Raw genomic sequence first — 21,818 nt, forward strand, 5'->3', positions numbered from 1 at the left:
TTGCTCGCGAAGGCGGCCTGACAGCCGACCAATCTCTTACTGATATACCCGGCCCTACTGTGGGAGCGGGCTTGCTCGCGATGGCGGCCTGACAGCCGACCAATTTCTTACTGATATACCCGACCCCACTGTGGGAGCGGGCTTGCTCGCGAAGGCGGCCTGTCAGCCGAACAATCTCTTACTGAATACACCCAATCCCATGTGGAGCTGCCGAAGGCTGCGATCTTTTGATCTGGCTCTGGCTCTGGCTCTTGATGTGGCTTTTGATCTTCAAGCCCCATCGGCAGGCCGAGCGAAGGTGTCCATCAGGGGGTAGGCGCGCAGCGCCATGCGGCGGAGCCGCATACATCGAGAGGAGGTGCAGCGAAGCAAACCGGAGGCGATGCCCCCGGATGGACACCGTAGCGAGGGAACACTGAGCCTAAGCGAAGTGCCGTACGCCGGGGCAAAGCCTTTTGGGTCACCTTTTCGGCGTTTGGAAAAGGTGACTCGCTGTAAGAGCGAAACCGCCAGCGGCAGCACCCGCAACAACGGATATGTCCCCAATCCAACTCCAACCAAAACAAAAAAGGCGCGATCCTCACGAATCACGCCTTTCTCATGTGCTGCGGTCTATCAGCTACCCAACGCTTTGGACGCCAACCAGAACAACCCAGCCGACAACGCCACAGTCGCCGGCAGTGTAAGCACCCACGCCAGCAGGATAGTGCGAACAGTCCCGCCCTGCAGGCCGCTCTTGTTGGCGACCATGGTGCCGGCCACGCCCGAGGACAGGACGTGGGTGGTGGACACCGGCAGGCTGAAAATGTTGGCCATACCGATCAGACTGGCAGTGGTGATCTGCGCCGACATGCCCTGAGAGTAGGTCATGCCTTGCTTGCCGATCTTCTCGCCGATGGTCAGTACCACGCGTTTCCAGCCGACCATGGTGCCCAGGCCCAGGGCCAGTGCGACCGCCAGAATCACCCAGAACGGCGCGTATTCAGTGGTGGTGGTCAGGTCTTTGCGCAGTTTGTCCAGGTCAGCTTTTTCACGCGCTTCGAGGCCTGGCAGCTTGCCGACTTTCTTCGCGGTGTCGTCCAGGCAGAGCAAGTAGCGACGGACTTCGATGCGGCTTTCCGAGGACAGCGAATGGTAGTCCGCTACACCTTTAAGGGTGCCAAGCAGGGCGTTGATGGTCGGTTCGGTCTGCTGCGGGTTGCAGCGGAATTTTTCCGGCAGATCGCCTTCAACACTTTTGCCCAGGGCCAGGAATTCGCCCAGGGAGTCGGCGTTGCGCTTGTAGAACTGGCTCAGGTGCAAGGTCGCGTCACGGGTGCGCTCGATCTGATAGGTGGTGCTGCTCAGGTCAAGCACGAACTGCGCAGGCACGATACCGATCAGTACCAGCATGATCAGGCCGATGCCTTTCTGACCATCGTTGGAACCGTGCACGAAGCTCACGGCCATGGCCGAGATCACCAGGACCAGGCGATTCCAGAACGGCGGATGCTTCTTGTCGTCGATCTTGCGGCGCTGTTCCGGAGTCTTGTGCATCTTCGACAGCGGGCGCCACCACTTCAGGCCGATCAGGATCAGCGCGGCGATCAGGAAACCGGCCATTGGCGAGAACACCAGCGAGGCGCCAATGTCGATCGCTTTCTGCCAGTTCACGCCGTCGGCCAACGGGATGTTGTTGATCAGGGCGTTGGCCAGGCCGACGCCGAGGATCGAGCCGATCAGGGTGTGGGAGCTGGAGGCCGGGATACCGAAGTACCAGGTGCCCAGGTTCCAGGTGATCGCCGCGGCGAGCAACGAGAACACCATCGCCAGGCCATGGCCGGTGTTCACATTGATCAGCAGTTCTACCGGCAGCAGGTGAACAATGGCATACGCCACGCCAACGCCGCCCAGCAACACGCCGAGGAAGTTGAACACACCGGAGAAGAACACCGCCAGGTGAGGCGGCATGGCTTTGGTGTAGATAACAGTGGCTACCGCGTTAGCGGTGTCATGAAATCCATTGATGAACTCGAAGGCGAGGACAAACGTCAGGGCGAGCAAGAGGCTCACAAGCACCCAAGCATCCAGTCCGCTGAATAAATCGATCATGAAGGTTTTCTGACCCGGTCATAAGGGGGCGCGATTATGCCAGAAAAGACTGGAAATCGATCCCCTACCTGCTCATCGGTAGCAATCAATGTCGAATTAAATTGTTGCAAGGTGCAAAGCCCGAGCGTGTTGCAGGGTTTTTCAAGTGCTTGATTGGCTTGGAAAAACTTTCAGGCAGCAGGCATTTTGTCGAGCGCGCAGGGGCCTCAAACGTTTGTGTGAAATATCTCTGAAACGAGTCAGACACGCTCCTTTCCCGTGCAGGACGGGGGAGGTGGCCGCTGCCCGCGGGTAGCGGGCGCGCAAGGCATCATCGGGTCACCGTGCTTGTAGCCGGTGGCGACGCAGGCCCTCGAAAAACTCAGGATCGCCCGTTCATGGCTCTTCGGTTTTGAGTTCTTCTTCCATTTTTTTCAGTTCTTGCTGGAAAACCTGATCCTGAACTGTGGGGCGTTTACGCCATGCCTTGCGTTCCGGTTCGGGTTGGGCGGCGTAGGTGGTGACTTCCCCGCCGTAAACTTCCTTGTAACGTTGTTCCTGGCGCTCAAGTTCCGCGCGCAGTTCGTCTTTCGTCACAGTGCTACCTGTTTGAGTTGAGATAAATGTCTGGTGAAACGCACGGCAACGAGTCGATTGAACACGTCCACCGAGGGGCAATGCCAGTTCAGGCATTGGAGTTGTCGGCAGGGCGATCAAGACTTCCATGTTGCAGGCGGCTACGGCACCAGATTAAAACTGACGCAGCATCAGTTTCCTGTTTCAGCAAGCGCGCTGGCGGTGCATGAATAATGAGCGTCAGGCGCTGGCCGGGGCTGACGGCAATAGGCAGCGCATCAGCGGGCGGCACCCTCGGCCAGTGAAAACGCGGCGCCACTGATGTGCATTATAGCGGTCGAATCGGGATTGACTATCTTTGCCAAGTTAAAAACGGTTCGGGATGTGTGATCGTTTTGTTGCTGACAAGTTTTATCGCTAGTTGAAATTTGTCGAAACCTTTAAGGACGCGCGTTCAGTTTCTGGCGCCATTAAGTCGAGCAACTAATGGGTCATGCAAAGTTGGCTGAACAGGTTGGCCCAACGATTGAAGAAGCCGCGAAGGACGGCGGCTGATGGATTGCGATAATCGGTCGGCGGTTCGATAATCGCCCAATCTTGGCGTCTCGGCCCTTGTGCATCTGTCGGCGAGCCGCTTGTATAGCCATTGATCCGTGATGCAAAAGGACAAGAAATGAACGATCAAATGCGCAACTCCTTCACCTCCGTGGCGCCGCCGATCGTCGCTTCGCCGGCCAAGCGCATCCAGGCGCTGACCGGCGACCCGGATTTCATGACCTCGCTGGCCCGTGGCCTGGCGGTAGTGCAGGCGTTTCAGGAGCGCAAGCGACACCTGACCATCGCCCAGATCAGCCACCGCACGGAAATTCCCCGCGCCGCCGTGCGTCGTTGCCTGCACACCTTGATCAAACTGGGTTACGCCACCACCGATGGCCGCACATATTCGTTGCTGCCCAAAGTCCTGACCCTTGGCCACGCCTATTTGTCATCGACGCCGCTGGCGGTGTCGGCCCAGCCGTACCTTGATCGCATGAGCGAGCAACTGCACGAAGCCTGCAACATGGCCACACTTGAAGGCGACGACATTCTGTACATCGCCCGTTCGGCGACCACGCAGCGGCTGATTTCGGTGGACCTGTCGGTGGGTGGGCGGCTGCCGGCCTATTGCACGTCGATGGGCCGCATCCTGCTGGCGGCGCTGGACGACACCTCGCTGGGCGAATACCTCGACCATGCCGAACTGGTGGCCAAAACCAGTCGCACGCTGCACACCCCGGAAAGTCTGCTCGAATGCCTGCAGGAAGTTCGGCAGCAGGGCTGGTGCATCGTCGATCAGGAACTCGAGCAAGGCCTGCGTTCGATTGCCGTGCCGGTATACGACGCATCGGGCCAGGTGGTCGCGGCGCTCAACGTCAGCACCCACGCCGGCCGCGTCAGCCGTACCGAGCTGGAGCAACGCTTTCTGCCGGGCCTGCTCAGTGCCAGCCGCGACCTCAGCGCCCAGTTGTTCGCCTGATGAAGCTGTTCGATAAACGCACAGTGTTGCGTTTATCGAATTGACGCTAAAAGCCTCGGATCATTAATGTCGCGGCAGCGTCATCCGGCGCAGATGTGAATGAGCCTGCCGGATTGTCGACTCCCATAATAATGACAAGAGGCAACTCACCATGCGCATGCTCCCCGACTGTCTCAGCCCCATTCCCTGTTGTCGTATTCACCGCAACGCCTGATTCCAGCCTTCTATTCTTGTGACCGTGCCGCTTTTTGGCCGGCCGCCGTTCGACTGCGTTTTTTGCGTGGAATAAAAATAATGAACCAGCCTCAGTCCGCTGTAGGTAACTGCCTCGACGTGCAGACCTTCATCAATGCCCAACCGATCTCGCGCTATCAGTGGCGGGTGGTGATCCTGTGTTTCCTGATTGTGTTTCTCGATGGCCTCGACACCGCGGCGATGGGCTTTATCGCCCCGGCCTTGTCCCAGGACTGGGGCATCGACCGCGCCAGCCTCGGCCCGGTGATGAGTGCCGCGCTGATCGGCATGGTGTTCGGCGCACTGGGTTCCGGCCCACTGGCTGACCGCTTCGGGCGCAAAGTGGTACTGGTCGGCGCGGTGCTGCTGTTTGGCGCTTTCAGTCTGGCTTCGGCCTACAGCACCAACGTCGAACAATTGCTGGTGCTGCGTTTCCTCACCGGCCTCGGTCTGGGCGCCGGCATGCCCAACGCCACCACGCTGCTCTCGGAATACACCCCGGAGCGCAAGAAATCCTTGCTGGTGACCAGCATGTTTTGCGGTTTCAACCTCGGCATGGCCGGCGGCGGATTCATTTCGGCGAAGCTGATCCCGGCGTTCGGCTGGCACAGCCTGTTGCTGATCGGCGGGATCCTGCCGCTGATCCTCGCCGTGGTGCTGCTGTTCTGGCTGCCGGAATCCGCGCGTTATCTGGTGGTGCGTAATCGCGGCACCGACAAAGTGCGCAAGACCTTGTCGCCGATCGATCCGGTCACCGTGGCGCAAGCGGCGAGTTTCAGTGTGCCGGAACAGAAAACCGTCAAGGCGCGCAACGTGTTCGCGGTGATTTTCTCCGGCACCTACAGCGCCGGCACCTTGCTGCTGTGGCTGACCTACTTCATGGGCCTGGTCATCGTTTATCTGCTGACCAGTTGGCTGCCGACCCTGATGCGTGACAGCGGCGCGAGCATGGAGCAGGCAGCGTTCATTGGCGCGCTGTTCCAGTTCGGCGGGGTATTGAGCGCGGTGGCTGTAGGCTGGGCGATGGACCGCTTCAATCCGCACAAGGTCATCGGCACTTTTTACCTGCTGGCCGGGGTGTTTGCCTACGCGGTAGGGCAGAGCCTGGGCAATATCACCTTGCTCGCGACCTTGGTGCTGGTGGCGGGGATGTGCGTCAACGGCGCGCAATCGGCGATGCCGTCGCTGGCGGCGCGGTTTTATCCGACCCAGGGGCGCGCAACCGGGGTGTCGTGGATGCTCGGGATTGGCCGGTTTGGCGCGATTCTCGGGGCGTGGATGGGCGCGACGTTGCTGGGGTTGGGCTGGAACTTTGAGCAGGTGTTGACGGCGTTGGTGATTCCGGCGGCGTTGGCGACGACGGCGGTGGTGATTAAAGGCGTGGTGAGTCATGCGGATGCGACTTGAGTCGAGTCATTTTGATTTGCGTTGAATGTTCCGACGCCTTCGCGAGCAAGCCCGCTCCCACAGGGAAAACACATTTCAAATGTGGGAGCGGGCTTGCTCGCGAAGCTTTTGCTTGTGATTGATAGGGGGGTAACAATCTGTTCGATAAACGAACACTCAGTCGATTATCGGATTGTTTGGCGATTTTCAGCGGCTTAATCTGCAGTGACTCCGGCGCTGAACCTCGCGCCTTTTTATCACTGGCGATTCACTACAAAAACGGGAGCCTGCTCCATGGCTGAGATCCTTTCGCTGCACGCCGCGGTGAAGCAATTCGTCAACGACGGTGACACCGTCGCGCTCGAAGGCTTCACGCACCTGATCCCTACGGCGGCAGGTCATGAAATCATACGTCAGGGCAAGAAAGATCTGACCCTGGTGCGGATGACGCCTGACCTGATCTACGACCAACTGATCGGTGCCGGTTGTGCACGCAAGCTGATCTTTTCCTGGGGCGGCAATCCGGGTGTGGGTTCGCTGCACCGTCTGCGCGATGCGGTCGAGAAACAATGGCCGCATGCCCTGGAAATCGAAGAACACAGCCACGCTGACCTCGCCAATGCCTACGTCGCCGGCGCGTCCGGCCTACCATTCGCCGTGCTGCGGGCCTACGCCGGTTCCGACTTGCCGAAGGTCAATCCGCTGATCAAAACGGTCACTTGCCCGTTCACCGGTGAAGTGTTGGCGGCGGTGCCGTCGGTACGTCCGGACGTGACCGTGATCCACGCTCAGAAAGCCGACCGTCAGGGCAATGTGCTGCTGTGGGGCATTCTCGGGGTGCAGAAAGAAGCGGCACTGGCGGCCAAGCGCTGCATCGTCACCGTCGAGGAAATCGTCGACAACCTCAACGCCCCGATGAATGCCTGCGTGCTGCCGACCTGGGCTTTGAGCGCGGTGTGCCACGTTCCCGGTGGCGCGCATCCGTCCTACGCCCACGGTTACACCGAGCGTGACAATCGTTTCTATCAGGCGTGGGATCCGATCGCTCGCGACCGTGAGACGTTTACCGCGTGGATCAACGAATACATCCATGGCTGCGCTGACTTCAGCGAGTTCCAGGCCAAACTGGCTGCTGCTTCGGAGGCCAAGTAATGACTTACACCACCAATGAAATGATGACCGTCGCCGCGGCCCGTCGCCTGAAGAACGGCTCGGTGTGCTTCGTCGGCATCGGCCTGCCATCGAAAGCCGCCAACCTCGCGCGCCTGACGTCGTCGCCGGATGTGGTGCTGATCTACGAATCCGGCCCGATTGGCGCCAAGCCCAGCGTGCTGCCGCTGTCGATCGGTGACGGCGAGCTGGCGGAAACCGCTGACACCGTGGTGCCGACCGGTGAGATTTTTCGCTACTGGCTGCAGGGCGGGCGCATCGACGTCGGTTTTCTCGGCGCCGCGCAGGTCGACCGTTTCGGCAACATCAACACCACGGTGGTCGGCGACTATCACGCACCGAAAGTGCGCCTGCCGGGTGCCGGTGGCGCGCCGGAAATCGCCGGTTCGGCGAAAAGCGTGCTGATCATCCTCAAGCAGTCGGCGCGTTCGTTCGTCGACAAGCTCGACTTCATTACCTCGGTCGGGCACGGCGAGGGCGGCGATTCGCGCAAGCGTCTGGGCCTGCCGGGTGCCGGCCCGGTCGGGATCATCACCGACCTGTGCATCATGGAGCCGGAAGCGGGCACTCACGAATTCGTGGTCACCGCCCTGCACCCGGGCGTGACCCGCGAGCAGGTGGTCGCCGCCACCGGTTGGTCCATCCGCTTTGCCGACAACGTTGAAACCACGGCGGCACCGACCGAAGTCGAACTGACTGCACTGCGCGATCTCGAAGCGCGCACCGCCGCCGCCCACGGCCAGGCACCAGGAGAAGCATGATGCGTGACGTGTATATCTGCGATGCGATTCGCACCCCCATCGGCCGTTTTGGCGGCGGTTTGTCCGCCGTGCGCGCAGACGATCTGGCCGCCGTGCCGATCAAGGCGCTGATGGAACGCAATCCCTCGGTGGACTGGAACGCGATCGACGAAGTATTCCTCGGCTGCGCCAACCAGGCCGGCGAAGACAACCGCAACGTGGCGCGCATGGCGCTGCTGCTGGCGGGCCTGCCGGACAGCGTGCCGGGGGTGACCCTCAACCGTCTCTGCGCTTCGGGCATGGACGCGATCGGCACGGCGTTTCGCGCCATTGCCAGTGGCGAGATGGAGCTGGCGATTGCCGGCGGCGTCGAGTCGATGTCCCGCGCGCCGTTCGTGATGGGCAAGGCGGACGCGGCGTTCTCGCGCAACATGAAACTGGAAGACACCACCATTGGCTGGCGTTTCATCAACCCGCTGATGAAGGCTCAATACGGCGTCGATGCGATGCCGCAGACCGCCGACAACGTTGCCGACGACTATAAAGTGTCGCGCGAAGATCAGGACGCGTTTGCCCTGCGCAGTCAGCAGCGCACCGCCGCTGCACAAGCCGCGGGCTATTTCGCCGAAGAAATCATCGAAGTGCGGATCGCCCACAAGAAGGGCGAAACCGTGGTCAGCCAGGACGAGCATCCACGCGCCGACACCACGCTTGAAGCCCTGAGCAAACTCAAACCGGTCAACGGCCCGGACAAGACCGTCACCGCCGGCAATGCGTCCGGGGTCAACGACGGCGCGGCGGCGCTGATTCTCGCTTCGGCCGAAGCGGTGAAAAAACACGGCCTGACCGCCCGCGCCAAAGTGCTCGGTATGGCCAGCGCCGGGGTTGCACCTCGGGTGATGGGCATCGGCCCGGTGCCGGCGGTGCGCAAACTCACCGAGCGCCTTGGCGTGGCGGTCAGCGATTTCGACGTGATCGAACTCAACGAAGCCTTCGCCAGCCAGGGTCTGGCGGTGCTGCGTGAATTGGGTCTGGCCGACGATGCACCGCAGGTCAACCCGAACGGTGGCGCGATTGCCCTGGGCCATCCGCTGGGCATGAGCGGCGCGCGACTGGTACTGACGGCGTTGCATCAGCTGGAAAAGACTGGCGGCAGGAAAGGTCTGGCGACCATGTGCGTCGGCGTCGGGCAGGGTCTGGCCCTGGCCATCGAACGCGTCTGACGCACAGCTGCACCAATAAGAACTGAGGAAAGCGAAATGACTGACAAGCCTGGCTACCGTCGTCCGCAGGAAGGCACCCAGCCTGAGTACCTGCACCCGACGTATCAATCCACCAACCTGCGCTCGCCGTCCAAGCCATTGGTGTTTCTGCCGCATTCGTTGTCGGAGATCACCGGCCCGACCATTGGTGCCGAACGCGTCGCCGAGAAAGACAACGACCTGACTGCCCAGCACGACGGCGAGCCGTTGGGCGAGCGGATCATCATTCACGGCCGTGTGCTCGACGAAAACGGTCTGCCGGTGCCGGGGATTCTGGTGGAGATCTGGCAGGCCAACGCCGCCGGCCGCTACAACCACCAACGCGACCTGCACGACGCACCGCTGGACCCGAACTTCACCGGCACCGGCCGCACCGTGACCGACGCCGACGGCTGGTATCAGTTCCAGACCATCAAGCCCGGCGCCTATCCGTGGGGCAACCACCACAACGCGTGGCGCCCGGCGCACATCCATTTCTCGCTGTTCGGGCCGAGCATCCTCACCCGTCTGGTGACGCAGATGTATTTCCCCGGCGACCCGCTGCTGGCCTACGACCCGATCTACAACTGCGTGCCGGACACCTCCGCGAAGGAACGTCTGATCGCCGCTTTCGATCTGGAAAAAACCATTCCGTCCTACGCCCTCGGCTATCGCTGGGACATCGTCTTGCGCGGCCGCGACGCCACGCCGATGGAGAAATAAGATGACGCTGACTGCCACCACGTCCCATACCGTCGGGCCGTACTACCACATCGGCCTGACCTGGCTGAACCGCGAAAACCTCGCGGTCGAACAAACCCTCGGCGAGCGCGTGGCGATCACCGGCCAAGTCGTTGACGGCAACGGCGATGTGGTCAACGACGCGATGCTCGAAGTCTGGCAGGCCAACGCCGCCGGCAAATACGCGCACCCGGAAGACGAGCAGGACAAACCGCTGGACCCGCACTTCGAAGGTTTCGGCCGGGTGCCGGTGGACGCCGAAGGGCGCTTCCGTTTCACCACGATCAAACCGGGCACGGTCGAAGGCCTGAAGGGCTCGACCCAGGCCCCGCACCTGGTGGTGCTGGTGTTTGCCCGTGGCCTGGTCAAACACTTGCTGACACGCATCTACTTTGAAGGCGATCCGGCGAACGTCAATGATCCGCTGCTGGAATGTGTGCCGGCCGAGCGCCGCGGGACGTTGCTGGCGAAGCCGGATGGGGCGGGGGGTTATCAGTGGAATGTGATTTTGCAGGGCACTGAGGCTGAGACGGTGTTCTTCGATTATTGAAGTACACCACAAAACCTTGTAGGAGTGAGCCTGCTCGCGATAGCGGTGGATCAGACGAATAAGGGCTGAATGACACACCGCCATCGCGAGCAGGCTCACTCCTACAAGGGAACTGTGTTGGATGTATCTGTGGAACGGGACTGTTGCGAAGTGTGTCTAGACTCTCACCTGTCCCCTCAGAGTAAAAACAATGACAACTACCACCGCTCATTACACCGGCGAAGAGCGCAGCAAGCGCATCTTCGCCATTGTCGGTGCCTCGTCCGGCAATCTGGTCGAATGGTTCGACTTCTATGTCTATGCCTTCTGCGCGATCTATTTCGCCCCGGCGTTTTTCCCCTCCGACAACCCCACGGTGCAACTGGTCAACACGGCCGGGGTGTTCGCTGCCGGATTCCTGATGCGCCCGATTGGCGGCTGGATTTTCGGGCGGCTGGCGGACAAGAAGGGCCGCAAGACTTCGATGATGATTTCGGTGCTGATGATGTGCTTCGGCTCGTTGCTCATCGCCTGCCTGCCGACTTACGCCAGCATCGGCGTGTGGGCACCGCTGCTGTTGCTGTTCGCGCGTCTGCTGCAAGGTTTGTCGGTGGGTGGCGAATACGGCACCACCGCGACCTACATGAGTGAAGTTGCGCTCAAGGGCCAGCGCGGCTTTTTCGCTTCGTTCCAGTATGTGACGCTGATCGGCGGACAACTGCTGGCGGTGTTGCTGGTGGTGATCCTGCAGCAGTTCCTCAGTGAAGACGAACTGCGTGCCTACGGCTGGCGGATTCCGTTTGTGGTCGGTGCGGTGGCGGCGGTGATCTCGCTGTTCCTGCGGCGTTCGCTGAAAGAAACCGCCAGCAAGGAAATGCGCGAGAACAAGGACGCCGGCAGCATTCGCGCGCTGTTCCGTGATCACAAAGCCGCGTTCATCACCGTGCTCGGTTACACCGCCGGTGGCTCGCTGATTTTCTACACCTTCACCACCTACATGCAGAAGTACCTGGTGAACACCGCCGGCATGCACGCGAAGACCGCCAGCTACATCATGACCGGCGCGCTGTTCCTGTATATGTGCATGCAGCCGCTGTTCGGCATGCTCGCCGACAAGATCGGCCGACGTAATTCGATGCTCTGGTTCGGCGCGCTCGGCACGCTGTTCACCGTGCCGATCCTGTTGAGCCTGAAAAGCATCAGCAGCCCGATTCTGGCCTTTGTGCTGATCACCGTGGCGCTGGCAATTGTCAGTTTCTACACCTCGATCAGCGGCCTGGTGAAAGCCGAAATGTTCCCGCCGGAAGTCCGCGCCCTCGGCGTCGGTCTGGCCTACGCGGTGGCCAACGCGATCTTCGGCGGCTCGGCTGAATACGTGGCCCTGAGCCTGAAGGCCGGGGGCATGGAAAACGCCTTCTACTGGTACGTCACGGTGATGATGGCGGTGGCGTTCCTGTTCAGCCTGCGCCTGCCGAAACAGGCGGCGTACTTGCATCACGATCTGTAAACCGATGAGCGCGGGCCGTGAAGGCCCGCGCCGGCAAGGACTGTTTATGACTCAGCGACCGGGCAATCAATTGTTCGATGCCTACTTCACTGCCCGCGATATGCGCGACGTGTTCTGCGATCAGGGCCGGGTGCAGGCGATGCTCGATTTCGAAGCGGCGCTGGCCCGGGCCGAAGCGCGGGTCGGGGTGATTCCGGCGTCCGCCGTCGAGCCGATTGCCGCCGCCTGCAACGCCGGTCTGTATGACTTCGCGGCGCTGGGCGAGGCGATTGCCACGGCCGGTAACTCGGCGATTCCACTGGTCAAGGCGTTGGGCAAGCAAATCGCCGCGAGCAGTGCCGAGGCCGAGCGCTATGTGCATCTGGGGGCGACCAGTCAGGACGTGATGGATTCCGGGCTGGTGCTGCAATTGCGTCAGGCGCTGGAGCTGATTGAAAGCGATCTGGCAGCGCTCGCCGATTCGCTCGCCGCCCAAGCCCAACGTCATGCGGCGACGCCACTGGCCGGGCGCACCTGGCTGCAGCACGCCACGCCCGTCACGCTCGGGATGAAGATTGCCGGTTGGCTCGGCGCGGTGACCCGCAGTCGTCAGCGTCTGCGTGAACTCAAGCCACGGCTGCTGGTGCTGCAATTTGGCGGAGCGTCCGGCACCCTCGCGGCACTCGGCGGGCAAGCATTACCGATCGCCCAGGCCTTGGCGGAAGAATTGCGACTGACGCTGCCTGAGCAACCGTGGCACACCCAGCGTGATCGCATTGTCGAGTTCGGCGCGGTACTCGGTTTGATCGCCGGCAGCCTCGGCAAACTCGGGCGCGACGTCAGTCTGTTGATGCAGACCGAAGCGGCGGAAGTGTTCGAGCCGTCGGCGCCGGGCAAGGGCGGTTCGTCGACCATGCCGCACAAGCGCAATCCGGTCGGCGCGGCGGTGTTGATCGGTGCCGCGACGCGGGTGCCGGGGCTGGTCTCGACGCTGTTCAGCGCCATGCCGCAGGAGCACGAACGCAGCCTCGGTCTGTGGCATGCCGAATGGGAAACCCTGCCGGACATCTGCTGCCTGGTGTCCGGTGCGCTGCAACAGGCACGCCTGCTGGCCGATGGCCTGGAAGTCGACGCCGAACGCATGGCGCGCAATCTCCAATTGACCCAAGGCCTGGTGCTCGCCGAAGCGGTGAGCATCGTCCTCGCGCAGCGGGTCGGACGCGACACCGCGCACCATTTGCTCGAACAATGTTGCAAACGCGCGGTGGCCGAACAGCGCCACCTGCGTGCGGTACTCGGCGACGAGCCGCAAGTAACTGCCGAACTGAGCAGCACCGAACTCGATCATCTGCTCGACCCTGCGCATTACCTCGGCCAGGCGCAAACCTGGGTCGAGCGCGCAGTGGCCGAACACAATGCTTTGACTGTCTGAAGGAGAGGGCTGTGGCTTTCGTTCAACTCGCCGATGGCGAACTGCACTATCAATTGGATGGGCCGGTCGATGCGCCGGTGCTGGTGCTGTCCAACTCGCTGGGCACCGACCTGCACATGTGGGACGCGCAGATACCGGCGTTCACCGAGCACTTCCGGGTGCTGCGTTTCGACACGCGCGGGCACGGCCAGTCGCTGGTGACGCCGGGGCCGTACAGCATCGAGCAACTGGGTCGCGACGTGCTGGGTCTGCTGGATGCGCTGCACATCGAGCGTGCGCATTTCTGCGGATTGTCGATGGGCGGGTTGATCGGCCAGTGGCTGGGGATCAATGCCGGTCATCGTCTGCACAAACTGATTGTGTGCAACACCGCCGCGAAGATCGGCGACCCGTCGGTGTGGAATCCGCGCATCGAAACCGTGTTGCGTGACGGCCCGGCAGCGATGGTCGCACTGCGTGATGCGTCGATTGCCCGTTGGTTTACCCCGGACTTTTCCACGGCCAATCCGGCCGCGGCGAAGAAGATCACCGACATGCTCGCGGCGACGTCACCTGAAGGGTATGCGGCCAATTGCGCGGCGGTACGCGATGCCGATTTCCGTGAGCAACTGGCGTCGATCAACCTGCCGCTGCTGGTGATCGCCGGCACCGAAGATGCGGTGACGCCACCGTCCGGCGGGCATTTCATTCAGGAGCATGTGCGCGGCGCCGAGTACGCCGAGTTCTATGCCGCGCACCTGTCCAACGTGCAGGCCGGTGCCGCTTTCAGTGATCGGGTATTGGCGTTTCTGAACGCTTAGTGAGGGAAGATTTGTGGACGAGAAACAACGTTACGACGAAGGCTTGCAAGTACGCCGCGCGGTATTGGGCGATGCCCATGTCGATCGCAGCCTGAATGCGCTGACCGAGTTCAACTCGGAATTCCAGGAGATGATCACCCGTCACGCCTGGGGCGACATCTGGACCCGCCCGGGTCTGCCTCGGCATACCCGCAGCCTGATCACCATCGCCATGCTGATCGGGATGAACCGCGAGGCCGAGCTGAAATTGCATCTGCGTGCGGCGGCCAACAACGGTGTGAGCCGGGGCGAGATCAAGGAAGTGATCATGCAGAGTGCGATCTATTGCGGGATCCCGGCGGCGAATGCCACGTTCCATCTGGCGGAGTCGGTGTGGGATGAGCTGGGGGTCGAGTCTCGGGAGTGATGGTGTTTGAGCCGACGCCTTCGCGAGCAAGCCCGCTCCCACATTTGGAATGCATTTCCCCTGTGGGAGCGGGCTTGCTCGCGAAAGCGGCAGAAGCCGTGATGCATTAATCAGCACAGGCACTCAGACCCTGGCGACAATGAAAATCCGCTTGAACGGAAACAGCGTCTGCCCGTTTTTCTCCGGCGGATAATGCTTATGCACCCGCATCAGATAGTGGTAGATAAATCGCGCCTGTTCCTGTGGCGTCAGCGCCTGCATCACCGGCCGTAGCGCCGAGACCTTCACCCAGTCGTAGATCGGCGACTTGCCGCCGACCACCTGCAATTGCTCGGTTTCCCAGATATCCAGCGACGTGGTCAGCGGCGCCAGCAAGCGGTAGTAATCCTCCAGCGACAATAGCGGTCGCGCCGCCATGTACTGGCGCAGTTGCGGCGTGCCGATGGAGGTATGGCCCGGGCCGGCGTCTTCCAGGGTGTCGAGCATCAGGCGATACCACAAGGCATCGCGCCAGTCCGGCATGTGCGCCGCCAGACAGCCGCCGGGGTTCAGATGCCCCAGCAGGCGCGGCAGCAGTTGTTGATGATCGCCAATGAAATGCAGCACCGCCGCGGCGAGCAGCAGGTCGGCGGGTTGTCTGGGTTGCCATTCGAGCAGGTCGCACTCTTGCCAGCGGGCGTTGATCGGCAGACATCGGGCCTGATCCAGCATCTGCCGCGAACTGTCGACGCCCAGCAACTGCGCTCGCGGCCAACGTTCGGCCAGCAGCTGCGTGGCAATGCCAGTGCCGCAGCCCAGGTCGTAAATGTGTTTGGGGTTATCCAGTTCGACGCGATCGAGCAATTCGTTGACCGGGCGCTGGCGTTGACGGGAAAACTGCTGGTACGCCTTGGCGTCCCAGTCGAGGGCTGCGTTGAGTGGGTTGATCATGAGGTGGTCCTCCGATGATCAGCAGTGTCTTCCGATGACAATCTGGCCAAAACTTGAGGACCAACAACTTTGGATAGCGGAAGCGGGGAGGGTGTGGCGCCTGAGTCCTTCAGGTGTTTCCTACTCTACCCGAGGCTTTGCGAAGCGCTACAGATCCTGACGGATGGCACAACACCCCTGTGGGCGCGGGCTTGCTCGCGAAGGCGGAGGGTCAGGCAGCATTGAAGTGACTGATAAACCGCTTTCGCGAGCAAGCCCGCTCCCACAGGGACTTGGTGTTTACAGCAAGCTGATCGGATAGCTGATGATCAGGCGGTTTTCGTCGAACTCGTTGTTGCTGAAGTCGCGGCGCATGGTCGAGTTGCGCCAGCGCACGTTCAGGTCGCGCAAGGCGCCGCTCTGCACGGTGTAGCCCAGTTCCGATTCGCGGCCCCATTCCTTGCCATCGGTGATGGTTCCGGTGTGCACGTTGTCGCCGCTGATGTAGCGGTTCATCAAGGTCAGGCCGGGGATGCCCAGGGCGGCAAAATTGTAGTCGTGGCGCACCTGCCAGGATCGCTCCTGAGCGTTGTCGTAGCTGGAGTTGTAGCTGTCGTTGGCCAGGGTGCCGCCGCTGGTGCCGTTGACGCGCATCCAGGCGCTGTCGCCGGTGAGTTTCTGCAGGCCGACGTAGAAGGTGTTGCCGCCGTAGCGGGCCGAGAACATCCCAGACCAGGTCTTGTTGTCGAGTTCGCCGGCGCGGGCGCTGCCGTCATCCTTGCCATAGAAGAAGCCGAGGTTGGCGCCCAGCGTCCAATCGCCCAGTGGCTGGCTGTGCGTCAGGTTGACGTATTGCTGGCTGTAGATGTCCTTGAGTTCGGCGTTCCACAGGCCGATCTGCGTGCGCTTTTCGTTGAAAACGTATTCACCGCCCTGAAAGTTGAAGCGGTCCGAGGTGAACGCCGGCTTACCGAACATCGACATGTCGCTCATGCTGCTGTCGTCGCGCGGACTGTTGGCGCGGAACTGCCCGCCGTACAGGGTCAGACCGTTGATCTCCTTCGAGGTGATCTGCCCGCCACGGAAGGTTTGCGGCAGCGAACGGCCGTCGTCCGAACGCAGGATCGGCAGCACCGGCATCCATTCGCCAACCTTGATTTCGGTCTGCGACAGCTTGGCCTTGAACGCGACGTTGGTGCGGCCGAAATTGTCCGCCGGGCGCCCGTCGTGATCCAGTGGCAGCAATTGCGTGCCGCCGGTGCCCTTGCCGCCGTCGAGCTTCACCGAATACAGGCCCAGCACGTCCATGCCGAAGCCGACGGTGCCTTGGGTGAAGCCGGATTTGGCGTCGAGGATGAAGTTCTGCGTCCACTCTTCAGCCTTGCCCTGAGCCTTGGTCGGGTTGGTGAAGTTGCGGTTGATGTAGAAGTTGCGCAGGTTCAGGTTGGCGCTGGCGCCTTCGACAAAACCGGCTTCTTCGGCTGCGGCGGGTAGGGCGACGCCGGTCAGTGCGAGGGCGATCAGGCCGGGGAGGGCGTACGGCGCAGTTGGATGAGTCATCGCAGGGTCTCTTGTTATTTTTTTTGGGTCGAACGGGTCCGTTGCCGCCACTTTCGGGGCAGGCAAGAACTTGCAGAATCTGGAATGCAGCGGCGGCGATCAGCCGGACGGGACAGGGCGCGGGGGCATGGTGTCGAACCTGTTGTTATTGGTTTTGTGGAACGAATGGTGCGGGGCGCGGATGTTTTGATTCAATTGGTAAAAGCGGGTTCTGGGCGATTATCGAACGCAAGATTGAGCCGGGTTTTGTGGTGGTCGATAAGGCGCTATCGCGAGCAGGCTCACTCCTACAATTGGTATGCGTTCCCCTGTAGGAGTGAGCCTGCTCGCGATAGCGCCATTCCAGACAACACATTTGTTGCAGGCAACAAAAAGCCCGCCAAGTGGCGGGCTCCCTGTGTTCACCGGATGATCAGAACAGCTTCATCTTCGGTGCTTCTTCTTTCAGCGGTTCGTTCTGCGCGGTCTGCGCATTCCAGCCACCACCCAGCGCCTTGTACAGGTTGACCGCACTGGTCAGCTGCGCGAGGCGGTCGGTGATCAGCGCCTGTTGCGCGCTGAACAACTGACGCTGGGCGTCGAGGAAGGTCAGGTTGCTGTCGACACCGATGCGGTAACGACGCTCGGCCAGGCGATAGTAATCCTGGTTGGCCGCGACGAAGTCACGTTGCGCTTGCAACTGCTCGGTGTAGGTCTGGCGGGCGGCCAGGCCGTCGGCGACTTCCTGGAAGGCGGTCTGAATCGACTTCTCGTAGTTCGCCACGTCGATGTCTTTCTGGATCTTCGCCGCGTCGAGGCTGGCGCGCAGGCTGCCGGCGTTGAAGATCGGCAGGTTGATCTGCGGCGAGAACAGCCAGGTACCCGAACCACCCTTGAACAGACCGGACAGGTCCGGGCTCAGCGTACCGGCGTTGGCCGTCAGGCTGATGCTCGGGAAGAACGCTGCACGGGCCGCGCCGATGTTGGCGTTGGCCGCTTTCAGGTTGTACTCGGCTTGCAGGATGTCCGGACGACGTTGCAGCAGGTCCGAAGGCAGGCCGGCCGGTACGTCGCTGAGCAGGTCATCCGAGAGCGGTTTGGCCGCTTGCAGGTTGGCCGGGATACCGGTGCCGAGCAGCAGGGTCAGGCTGTTTTCGTCCTGAGCCACCTGACGGGTGTACTTGGCCAGTTGCGCCCGGGCGTTTTCCACCGAGGTACGCGACTGCGCCAGGTCCAGCGCCGAGGCGACACCGACTTCGTTGCTGCGGCTGGTCAGCTTGTAGCTTTCTTCGAAGGCACCGAGGGTGTCCTGCGTCAGCTTGAGCAGTTCCTTGTCGGCCTGCCAGGTCAGGTAGGCGTTGGCCACGCTGGCCACCAGGCTGATCTGGGTGCTGCGACGCGCTTCTTCAGTGGCGAAGTATTGTTGCAGCGCTTGTTCGCTCAGGCTGCGCACCCGACCGAACAGGTCGAGTTCGTAGGCGCTGATGCCGACGGTGGCGGAGTAGGAGCTGGTGATGCCCGCTTCACCGGTCTGCGAAGCCCGTGCCGGAACGCGCTGGCGGCTGCCGGTGGCGTTCGCCGAAACCGCCGGGAACAGATCGGCCCGCTGGATGCGGTACTGAGCGGCGTAGGCGTCGATGTTCAGCGCCGCGACGCGCAGGTCGCGGTTGTTTTCCAGCGAGACCTGGATCAGCTGTTGCAGGGCAGGATCATGGAAAAACTGCTTCCAGCCTTGCTCGGCAGCGGCTTGCGCCGGTGCCTGGGCCGGCGAGTACGCCGGGCCCTGCGGGAACTGGTTCGCAACCGGTGCTTCTGGTCGCTGATAATCAGGAATCAGCGAGCAACCGCTCAGCACGAAGGCTGCGACCGCGATGGAGAGTAGCGACTTGCTCATTGGCCAGCCTCTTTAGGAGTTTCTGTGGTGTCATCCTGGTCCGCATTTTTGCGCTGGCCCATGGACGACACGGTGACGAAGAACAGGGGGACCCAGAAAATTGCCAGGATCGTGGCCGTGAGCATACCGCCAATCACGCCTGTACCGATTGCGTGTTGACTGCCCGAGCCGGCGCCGGTGGAGATCGCCAACGGTACTACACCGAGGACGAATGCCAGCGAGGTCATGATGATCGGTCGCAGACGCATGCGGCAGGCTTCGATCGCCGCATCGCGCAGACTGCGCCCTTGCTCATGCAGCTCCTTGGCGAATTCGACGATCAGAATGGCGTTTTTAGCTGCCAGACCGATGGTCGTCAACAGGCCCACCTGGAAGTACACGTCGTTGGACAGACCGCGCAGGCTGGTAGCCATCAGCGCACCGATGATCCCCAGCGGTACCACGAGCATGACCGCGATCGGAATCGACCAGCTTTCATACAACGCCGCCAGACACAGGAACACCATCAGCAGCGACAGGGCGTACAGCGCTGGCGCCTGCGAACCGGACAGACGTTCCTCGTAGGACAGACCCGTCCAGGAGATACCGACACCGGCCGGCAGCTTCTTGGCAATCGCTTCGACTTCGGCCATCGCTTCACCGGTGGAGTAACCCGGCGCCGGAGAACCGAGGATCTCCATCGCTTCCACACCGTTGTAACGCGCCAGTTTCGGCGAACCGTAGATCCACTCGCCCTTGGCGAACGCGGAGAACGGCACCATGGTCCCGGCGCTGTTGCGCACGTACCACTTCTTCAGGTCTTCAGGGCTCATGCGCGAACCGGCCTGGCCTTGCACGTATACCTTCTTCACACGACCGCGGTCGATGAAGTCGTTGACGTAGCTACTACCGAAGGAAATCGACAGGGTGCTGTTGATGTCGGTAATGCTCACGCCCAGGGCGCGGGCCTTCGCATCGTCGATTTCCAGGTGGTATTGCGGCTCGTCGTTCAGACCGTTCGGACGGACCTGGTAGAGCACCTTGCTCTGTGCGGCCATGCCGAGGAACTGGTTACGCGCTTCCATCAGTTTTTCGTGACCGATACCGGCGCGGTCCTGCAGGAACACGTCGAAACCGGTGGCGTTACCCAACTCCAGTACTGCCGGCGGGGCAAAGGCAAACACCATCGCGTCGCGGAAGCTGAAGAAGTGCTGCTGGGCGCGCTGGGCCAGGGCAAACACGCTGTTGCTCGCATCACGCTCGTGCCACGGCTTGAGCATGATGAATGCCAGACCCGAGCTCTGACCACGACCGGCGAAGTTGAAGCCGTTCACGGTGAACACCGAGGACACCGCACCGGACTCTTTTTCCAGCAGGTAGGAGCGCATTTCGTCGATCACGACTTGCGTACGTTCGGCACTGGAACCGGCCGGGGTCTGCACCTGGGCGAACAGTACGCCCTGGTCTTCTTCCGGGAGGAACGCGGTCGGGATGCGGGTGAACAGCCAGATCATGCCGACCACGATCAGTACGTAGGCCAGCAGGTACGGCGCTTTGCGCGACAGCATGTTGCCGACACCGCGCTCGTAGCTTTTCACGCCACGGTCAAAGCTGCGGTTGAACCAGCCGAAGAAGCCTTTTTTCGGTGTGCCGTGCTCGCCTTTCGGAATCGCCTTGAGCATGGTGGCGCACAGCGCCGGGGTGAAGATCAGCGCCACCATCACCGACAGGGCCATGGCCGAAACGATGGTGATCGAGAACTGCTTGTAGATCACACCGGTGGAGCCGCTGAAGAACGCCATCGGCAGCAGTACCGCCGACAGAACCAGGGCGATACCGACCAGAGCGCCCTGGATCTGGCCCATGGACTTCTTGGTCGCTTCCTTCGGTGACAAGCCTTCTTCGCTCATCACCCGCTCGACGTTTTCCACCACGACGATGGCGTCGTCCACCAGCAAGCCGATGGCCAGCACCATACCGAACATGGTCAGGGTGTTGATGCTGAAACCGAACGCCGCGAGGATGCCGAACGTACCAAGCAATACCACCGGCACGGTCATCGTGGTGATGACGGTCGCGCGGAAGTTCTGCAGGAACAGGAACATCACCAGGAACACCAGCACGATCGCTTCGACCAGGGTTTCAACCACACCCTTGATCGACTCGGTCACCACCGGAGTGGTGTCGTACGGGAACACCACTTCCATGCCTTGCGGGAAGAACGGGCTGAGCTCGTCGATCGTTTTACGCAGGGCTTTGGCGGTGTCGAGGGCGTTGGCGCCGTTGGCCAGTTTTACCGCCAGACCGGAAGAAGGCTTGCCGTTGAACTGGGCCGAGATGGTCGAGTTTTCACCGCCCAGGCCAACGTCGGCAACATCACCGATGTGTACTTGCGAGCCGTCCTGGTTGACCTTCAGCAGAATTGCCTTGAACTGCTCGGCAGTCTGCAGACGGGTTTTGCCGATGATCGTGGCGTTCAGTTGCTGGCCAGGCAGCGCCGGCAAACCACCGAGCTGACCGGACGACACCTGGACGTTCTGCGCCGAAATCGCGGTGCTGACATCGGCCGGGGTCAGGTTGTACTTGTTCAGCTTGGCCGGGTCGAGCCAGATGCGCATCGCGTACTGGGCACCGAAGACCTGGAAGTCACCGACACCGGCAGTCCGCGATATCGGGTCCTGCATGTTCGACACGATGTAGTTGGACAGGTCGTCCTTGGACATGCTGCCGTCACGCGACACCACGCCGATCACCAGCAGGAAGTTCTTCACTGCCTTGGTCACGCGGATACCCTGTTGCTGCACTTCCTGCGGCAGCAGCGGGGTGGCCAGGTTCAGCTTGTTCTGAACCTGAACCTGCGCGGTGTCGGAGTTGGTGCCTTGCTCGAAGGTCGCGGTGATGGTCATGCTGCCGTCGGAGTTACTTTCCGAGGACACATAACGCAGGTTGTCGATACCGTTGAGCTGCTGCTCGATCACCTGGACCACGGTGTCCTGCACGGTTTGTGCCGAAGCACCCGGGTAGGTCACGGAGATCGCGATGGCCGGAGGCGCAATGCTCGGGTACTGGTTGATCGGCAATTTCAGGATCGATAGTGCCCCGACCAACATGATCACCAGGGCAATTACCCAGGCGAAAATCGGACGGTCGATAAAAAATTTCGACATGAG

17 protein-coding genes are annotated in these 21,818 nt (G+C 61.5%); 11 read left to right on the forward strand and 6 right to left on the reverse strand.

What is annotated here, in order from left to right; all coding sequences use genetic code 11:
* Positions 1-615 precede the first annotated feature (615 nt).
* Together LCH64_RS24220 and LCH64_RS24225 are read right to left on the reverse strand one after the other, a co-directional pair.
* Complete coding sequence (locus LCH64_RS24220; RefSeq protein WP_003222397.1) at positions 616-2,091, reverse strand: inorganic phosphate transporter; 1,476 nt, start codon at positions 2,089-2,091, stop codon at positions 616-618.
* 375 nt (positions 2,092-2,466) lie between these two features.
* The gene (locus LCH64_RS24225; protein WP_003222398.1) at positions 2,467-2,667 is read right to left on the reverse strand and encodes a hypothetical protein; all 201 of its coding nucleotides are present in this window, start codon (positions 2,665-2,667) and stop codon (positions 2,467-2,469) included.
* A 652-nt stretch (positions 2,668-3,319) separates the two neighbouring features.
* Here LCH64_RS24225 and pcaR point away from each other — a divergent pair.
* The 11 genes from pcaR to pcaC all read left to right on the forward strand — a co-directional run bounded on the left by pcaR (position 3,320) and on the right by pcaC (position 14,327).
* Positions 3,320-4,162: a pca regulon transcriptional regulator PcaR gene (gene pcaR, locus LCH64_RS24230; RefSeq protein WP_003222399.1), complete on the forward strand. Its 843-nt coding sequence runs from the start codon at positions 3,320-3,322 to the stop codon at positions 4,160-4,162.
* Positions 4,163-4,456: 294 nt separating this feature from the next.
* Positions 4,457-5,803, forward strand: a complete 1,347-nt coding sequence (locus LCH64_RS24235) for an MFS transporter (protein WP_226501526.1) — start codon at positions 4,457-4,459, stop codon at positions 5,801-5,803.
* A gap of 273 nt (positions 5,804-6,076) precedes the next feature.
* Entirely contained in the window at positions 6,077-6,934 is an 858-nt protein-coding gene (locus LCH64_RS24240; protein WP_226501527.1) for a CoA transferase subunit A, read from the forward strand.
* Complete coding sequence (locus LCH64_RS24245) at positions 6,934-7,713, forward strand: CoA-transferase subunit beta (RefSeq protein ID WP_226501528.1); 780 nt, start codon at positions 6,934-6,936, stop codon at positions 7,711-7,713. The genes LCH64_RS24240 and LCH64_RS24245 overlap by 1 nt, the downstream gene beginning before the upstream one ends.
* Complete coding sequence (gene pcaF / locus LCH64_RS24250) at positions 7,710-8,915, forward strand: 3-oxoadipyl-CoA thiolase (protein ID WP_226501529.1); 1,206 nt, start codon at positions 7,710-7,712, stop codon at positions 8,913-8,915. The genes LCH64_RS24245 and pcaF overlap by 4 nt, the downstream gene beginning before the upstream one ends.
* A gap of 36 nt (positions 8,916-8,951) precedes the next feature.
* The gene (gene pcaH / locus LCH64_RS24255) at positions 8,952-9,656 is read left to right on the forward strand and encodes a protocatechuate 3,4-dioxygenase subunit beta (protein ID WP_025110743.1); all 705 of its coding nucleotides are present in this window, start codon (positions 8,952-8,954) and stop codon (positions 9,654-9,656) included.
* Position 9,657: 1 nt separating this feature from the next.
* Positions 9,658-10,224 (forward strand): protocatechuate 3,4-dioxygenase subunit alpha, encoded by a 567-nt coding sequence (gene pcaG / locus LCH64_RS24260; RefSeq protein ID WP_226501530.1) that lies wholly within the window; start codon positions 9,658-9,660, stop codon positions 10,222-10,224.
* 190 nt (positions 10,225-10,414) lie between these two features.
* Positions 10,415-11,710: an MFS family transporter gene (locus LCH64_RS24265; RefSeq protein WP_201135608.1), complete on the forward strand. Its 1,296-nt coding sequence runs from the start codon at positions 10,415-10,417 to the stop codon at positions 11,708-11,710.
* Between the two features lie 46 nt (positions 11,711-11,756).
* Positions 11,757-13,121 (forward strand): 3-carboxy-cis,cis-muconate cycloisomerase, encoded by a 1,365-nt coding sequence (locus LCH64_RS24270; RefSeq protein WP_226501531.1) that lies wholly within the window; start codon positions 11,757-11,759, stop codon positions 13,119-13,121.
* 11 nt (positions 13,122-13,132) lie between these two features.
* Positions 13,133-13,921 (forward strand): 3-oxoadipate enol-lactonase, encoded by a 789-nt coding sequence (pcaD, locus tag LCH64_RS24275; RefSeq protein ID WP_226501532.1) that lies wholly within the window; start codon positions 13,133-13,135, stop codon positions 13,919-13,921.
* Positions 13,922-13,934: 13 nt separating this feature from the next.
* Entirely contained in the window at positions 13,935-14,327 is a 393-nt protein-coding gene (gene pcaC, locus LCH64_RS24280; RefSeq protein ID WP_003222417.1) for a 4-carboxymuconolactone decarboxylase, read from the forward strand.
* A 123-nt stretch (positions 14,328-14,450) separates the two neighbouring features.
* Here the strand turns inward: pcaC and LCH64_RS24285 are convergent, their stop codons facing one another.
* From LCH64_RS24285 to emhB, 4 genes are all read right to left on the reverse strand, one after another.
* Positions 14,451-15,257 (reverse strand): methyltransferase domain-containing protein, encoded by an 807-nt coding sequence (locus LCH64_RS24285; protein ID WP_226501533.1) that lies wholly within the window; start codon positions 15,255-15,257, stop codon positions 14,451-14,453.
* Between the two features lie 279 nt (positions 15,258-15,536).
* Entirely contained in the window at positions 15,537-16,796 is a 1,260-nt protein-coding gene (locus tag LCH64_RS24290) for an OprD family porin (RefSeq protein ID WP_226501534.1), read from the reverse strand.
* A 412-nt stretch (positions 16,797-17,208) separates the two neighbouring features.
* The gene (gene emhC, locus LCH64_RS24295; RefSeq protein ID WP_003222424.1) at positions 17,209-18,669 is read right to left on the reverse strand and encodes an efflux RND transporter outer membrane subunit EmhC; all 1,461 of its coding nucleotides are present in this window, start codon (positions 18,667-18,669) and stop codon (positions 17,209-17,211) included.
* Positions 18,666-21,815 (reverse strand): efflux RND transporter permease subunit EmhB, encoded by a 3,150-nt coding sequence (gene emhB, locus LCH64_RS24300; protein WP_003222425.1) that lies wholly within the window; start codon positions 21,813-21,815, stop codon positions 18,666-18,668. Before emhB ends, emhC begins: the two co-directional genes overlap by 4 nt.
* Positions 21,816-21,818: the final 3 nt, after the last annotated feature.

The organism is Pseudomonas sp. MWU16-30322, from assembly GCF_020515535.1.
Lineage (GTDB): Bacteria > Pseudomonadota > Gammaproteobacteria > Pseudomonadales > Pseudomonadaceae > Aquipseudomonas > Aquipseudomonas fluorescens_H.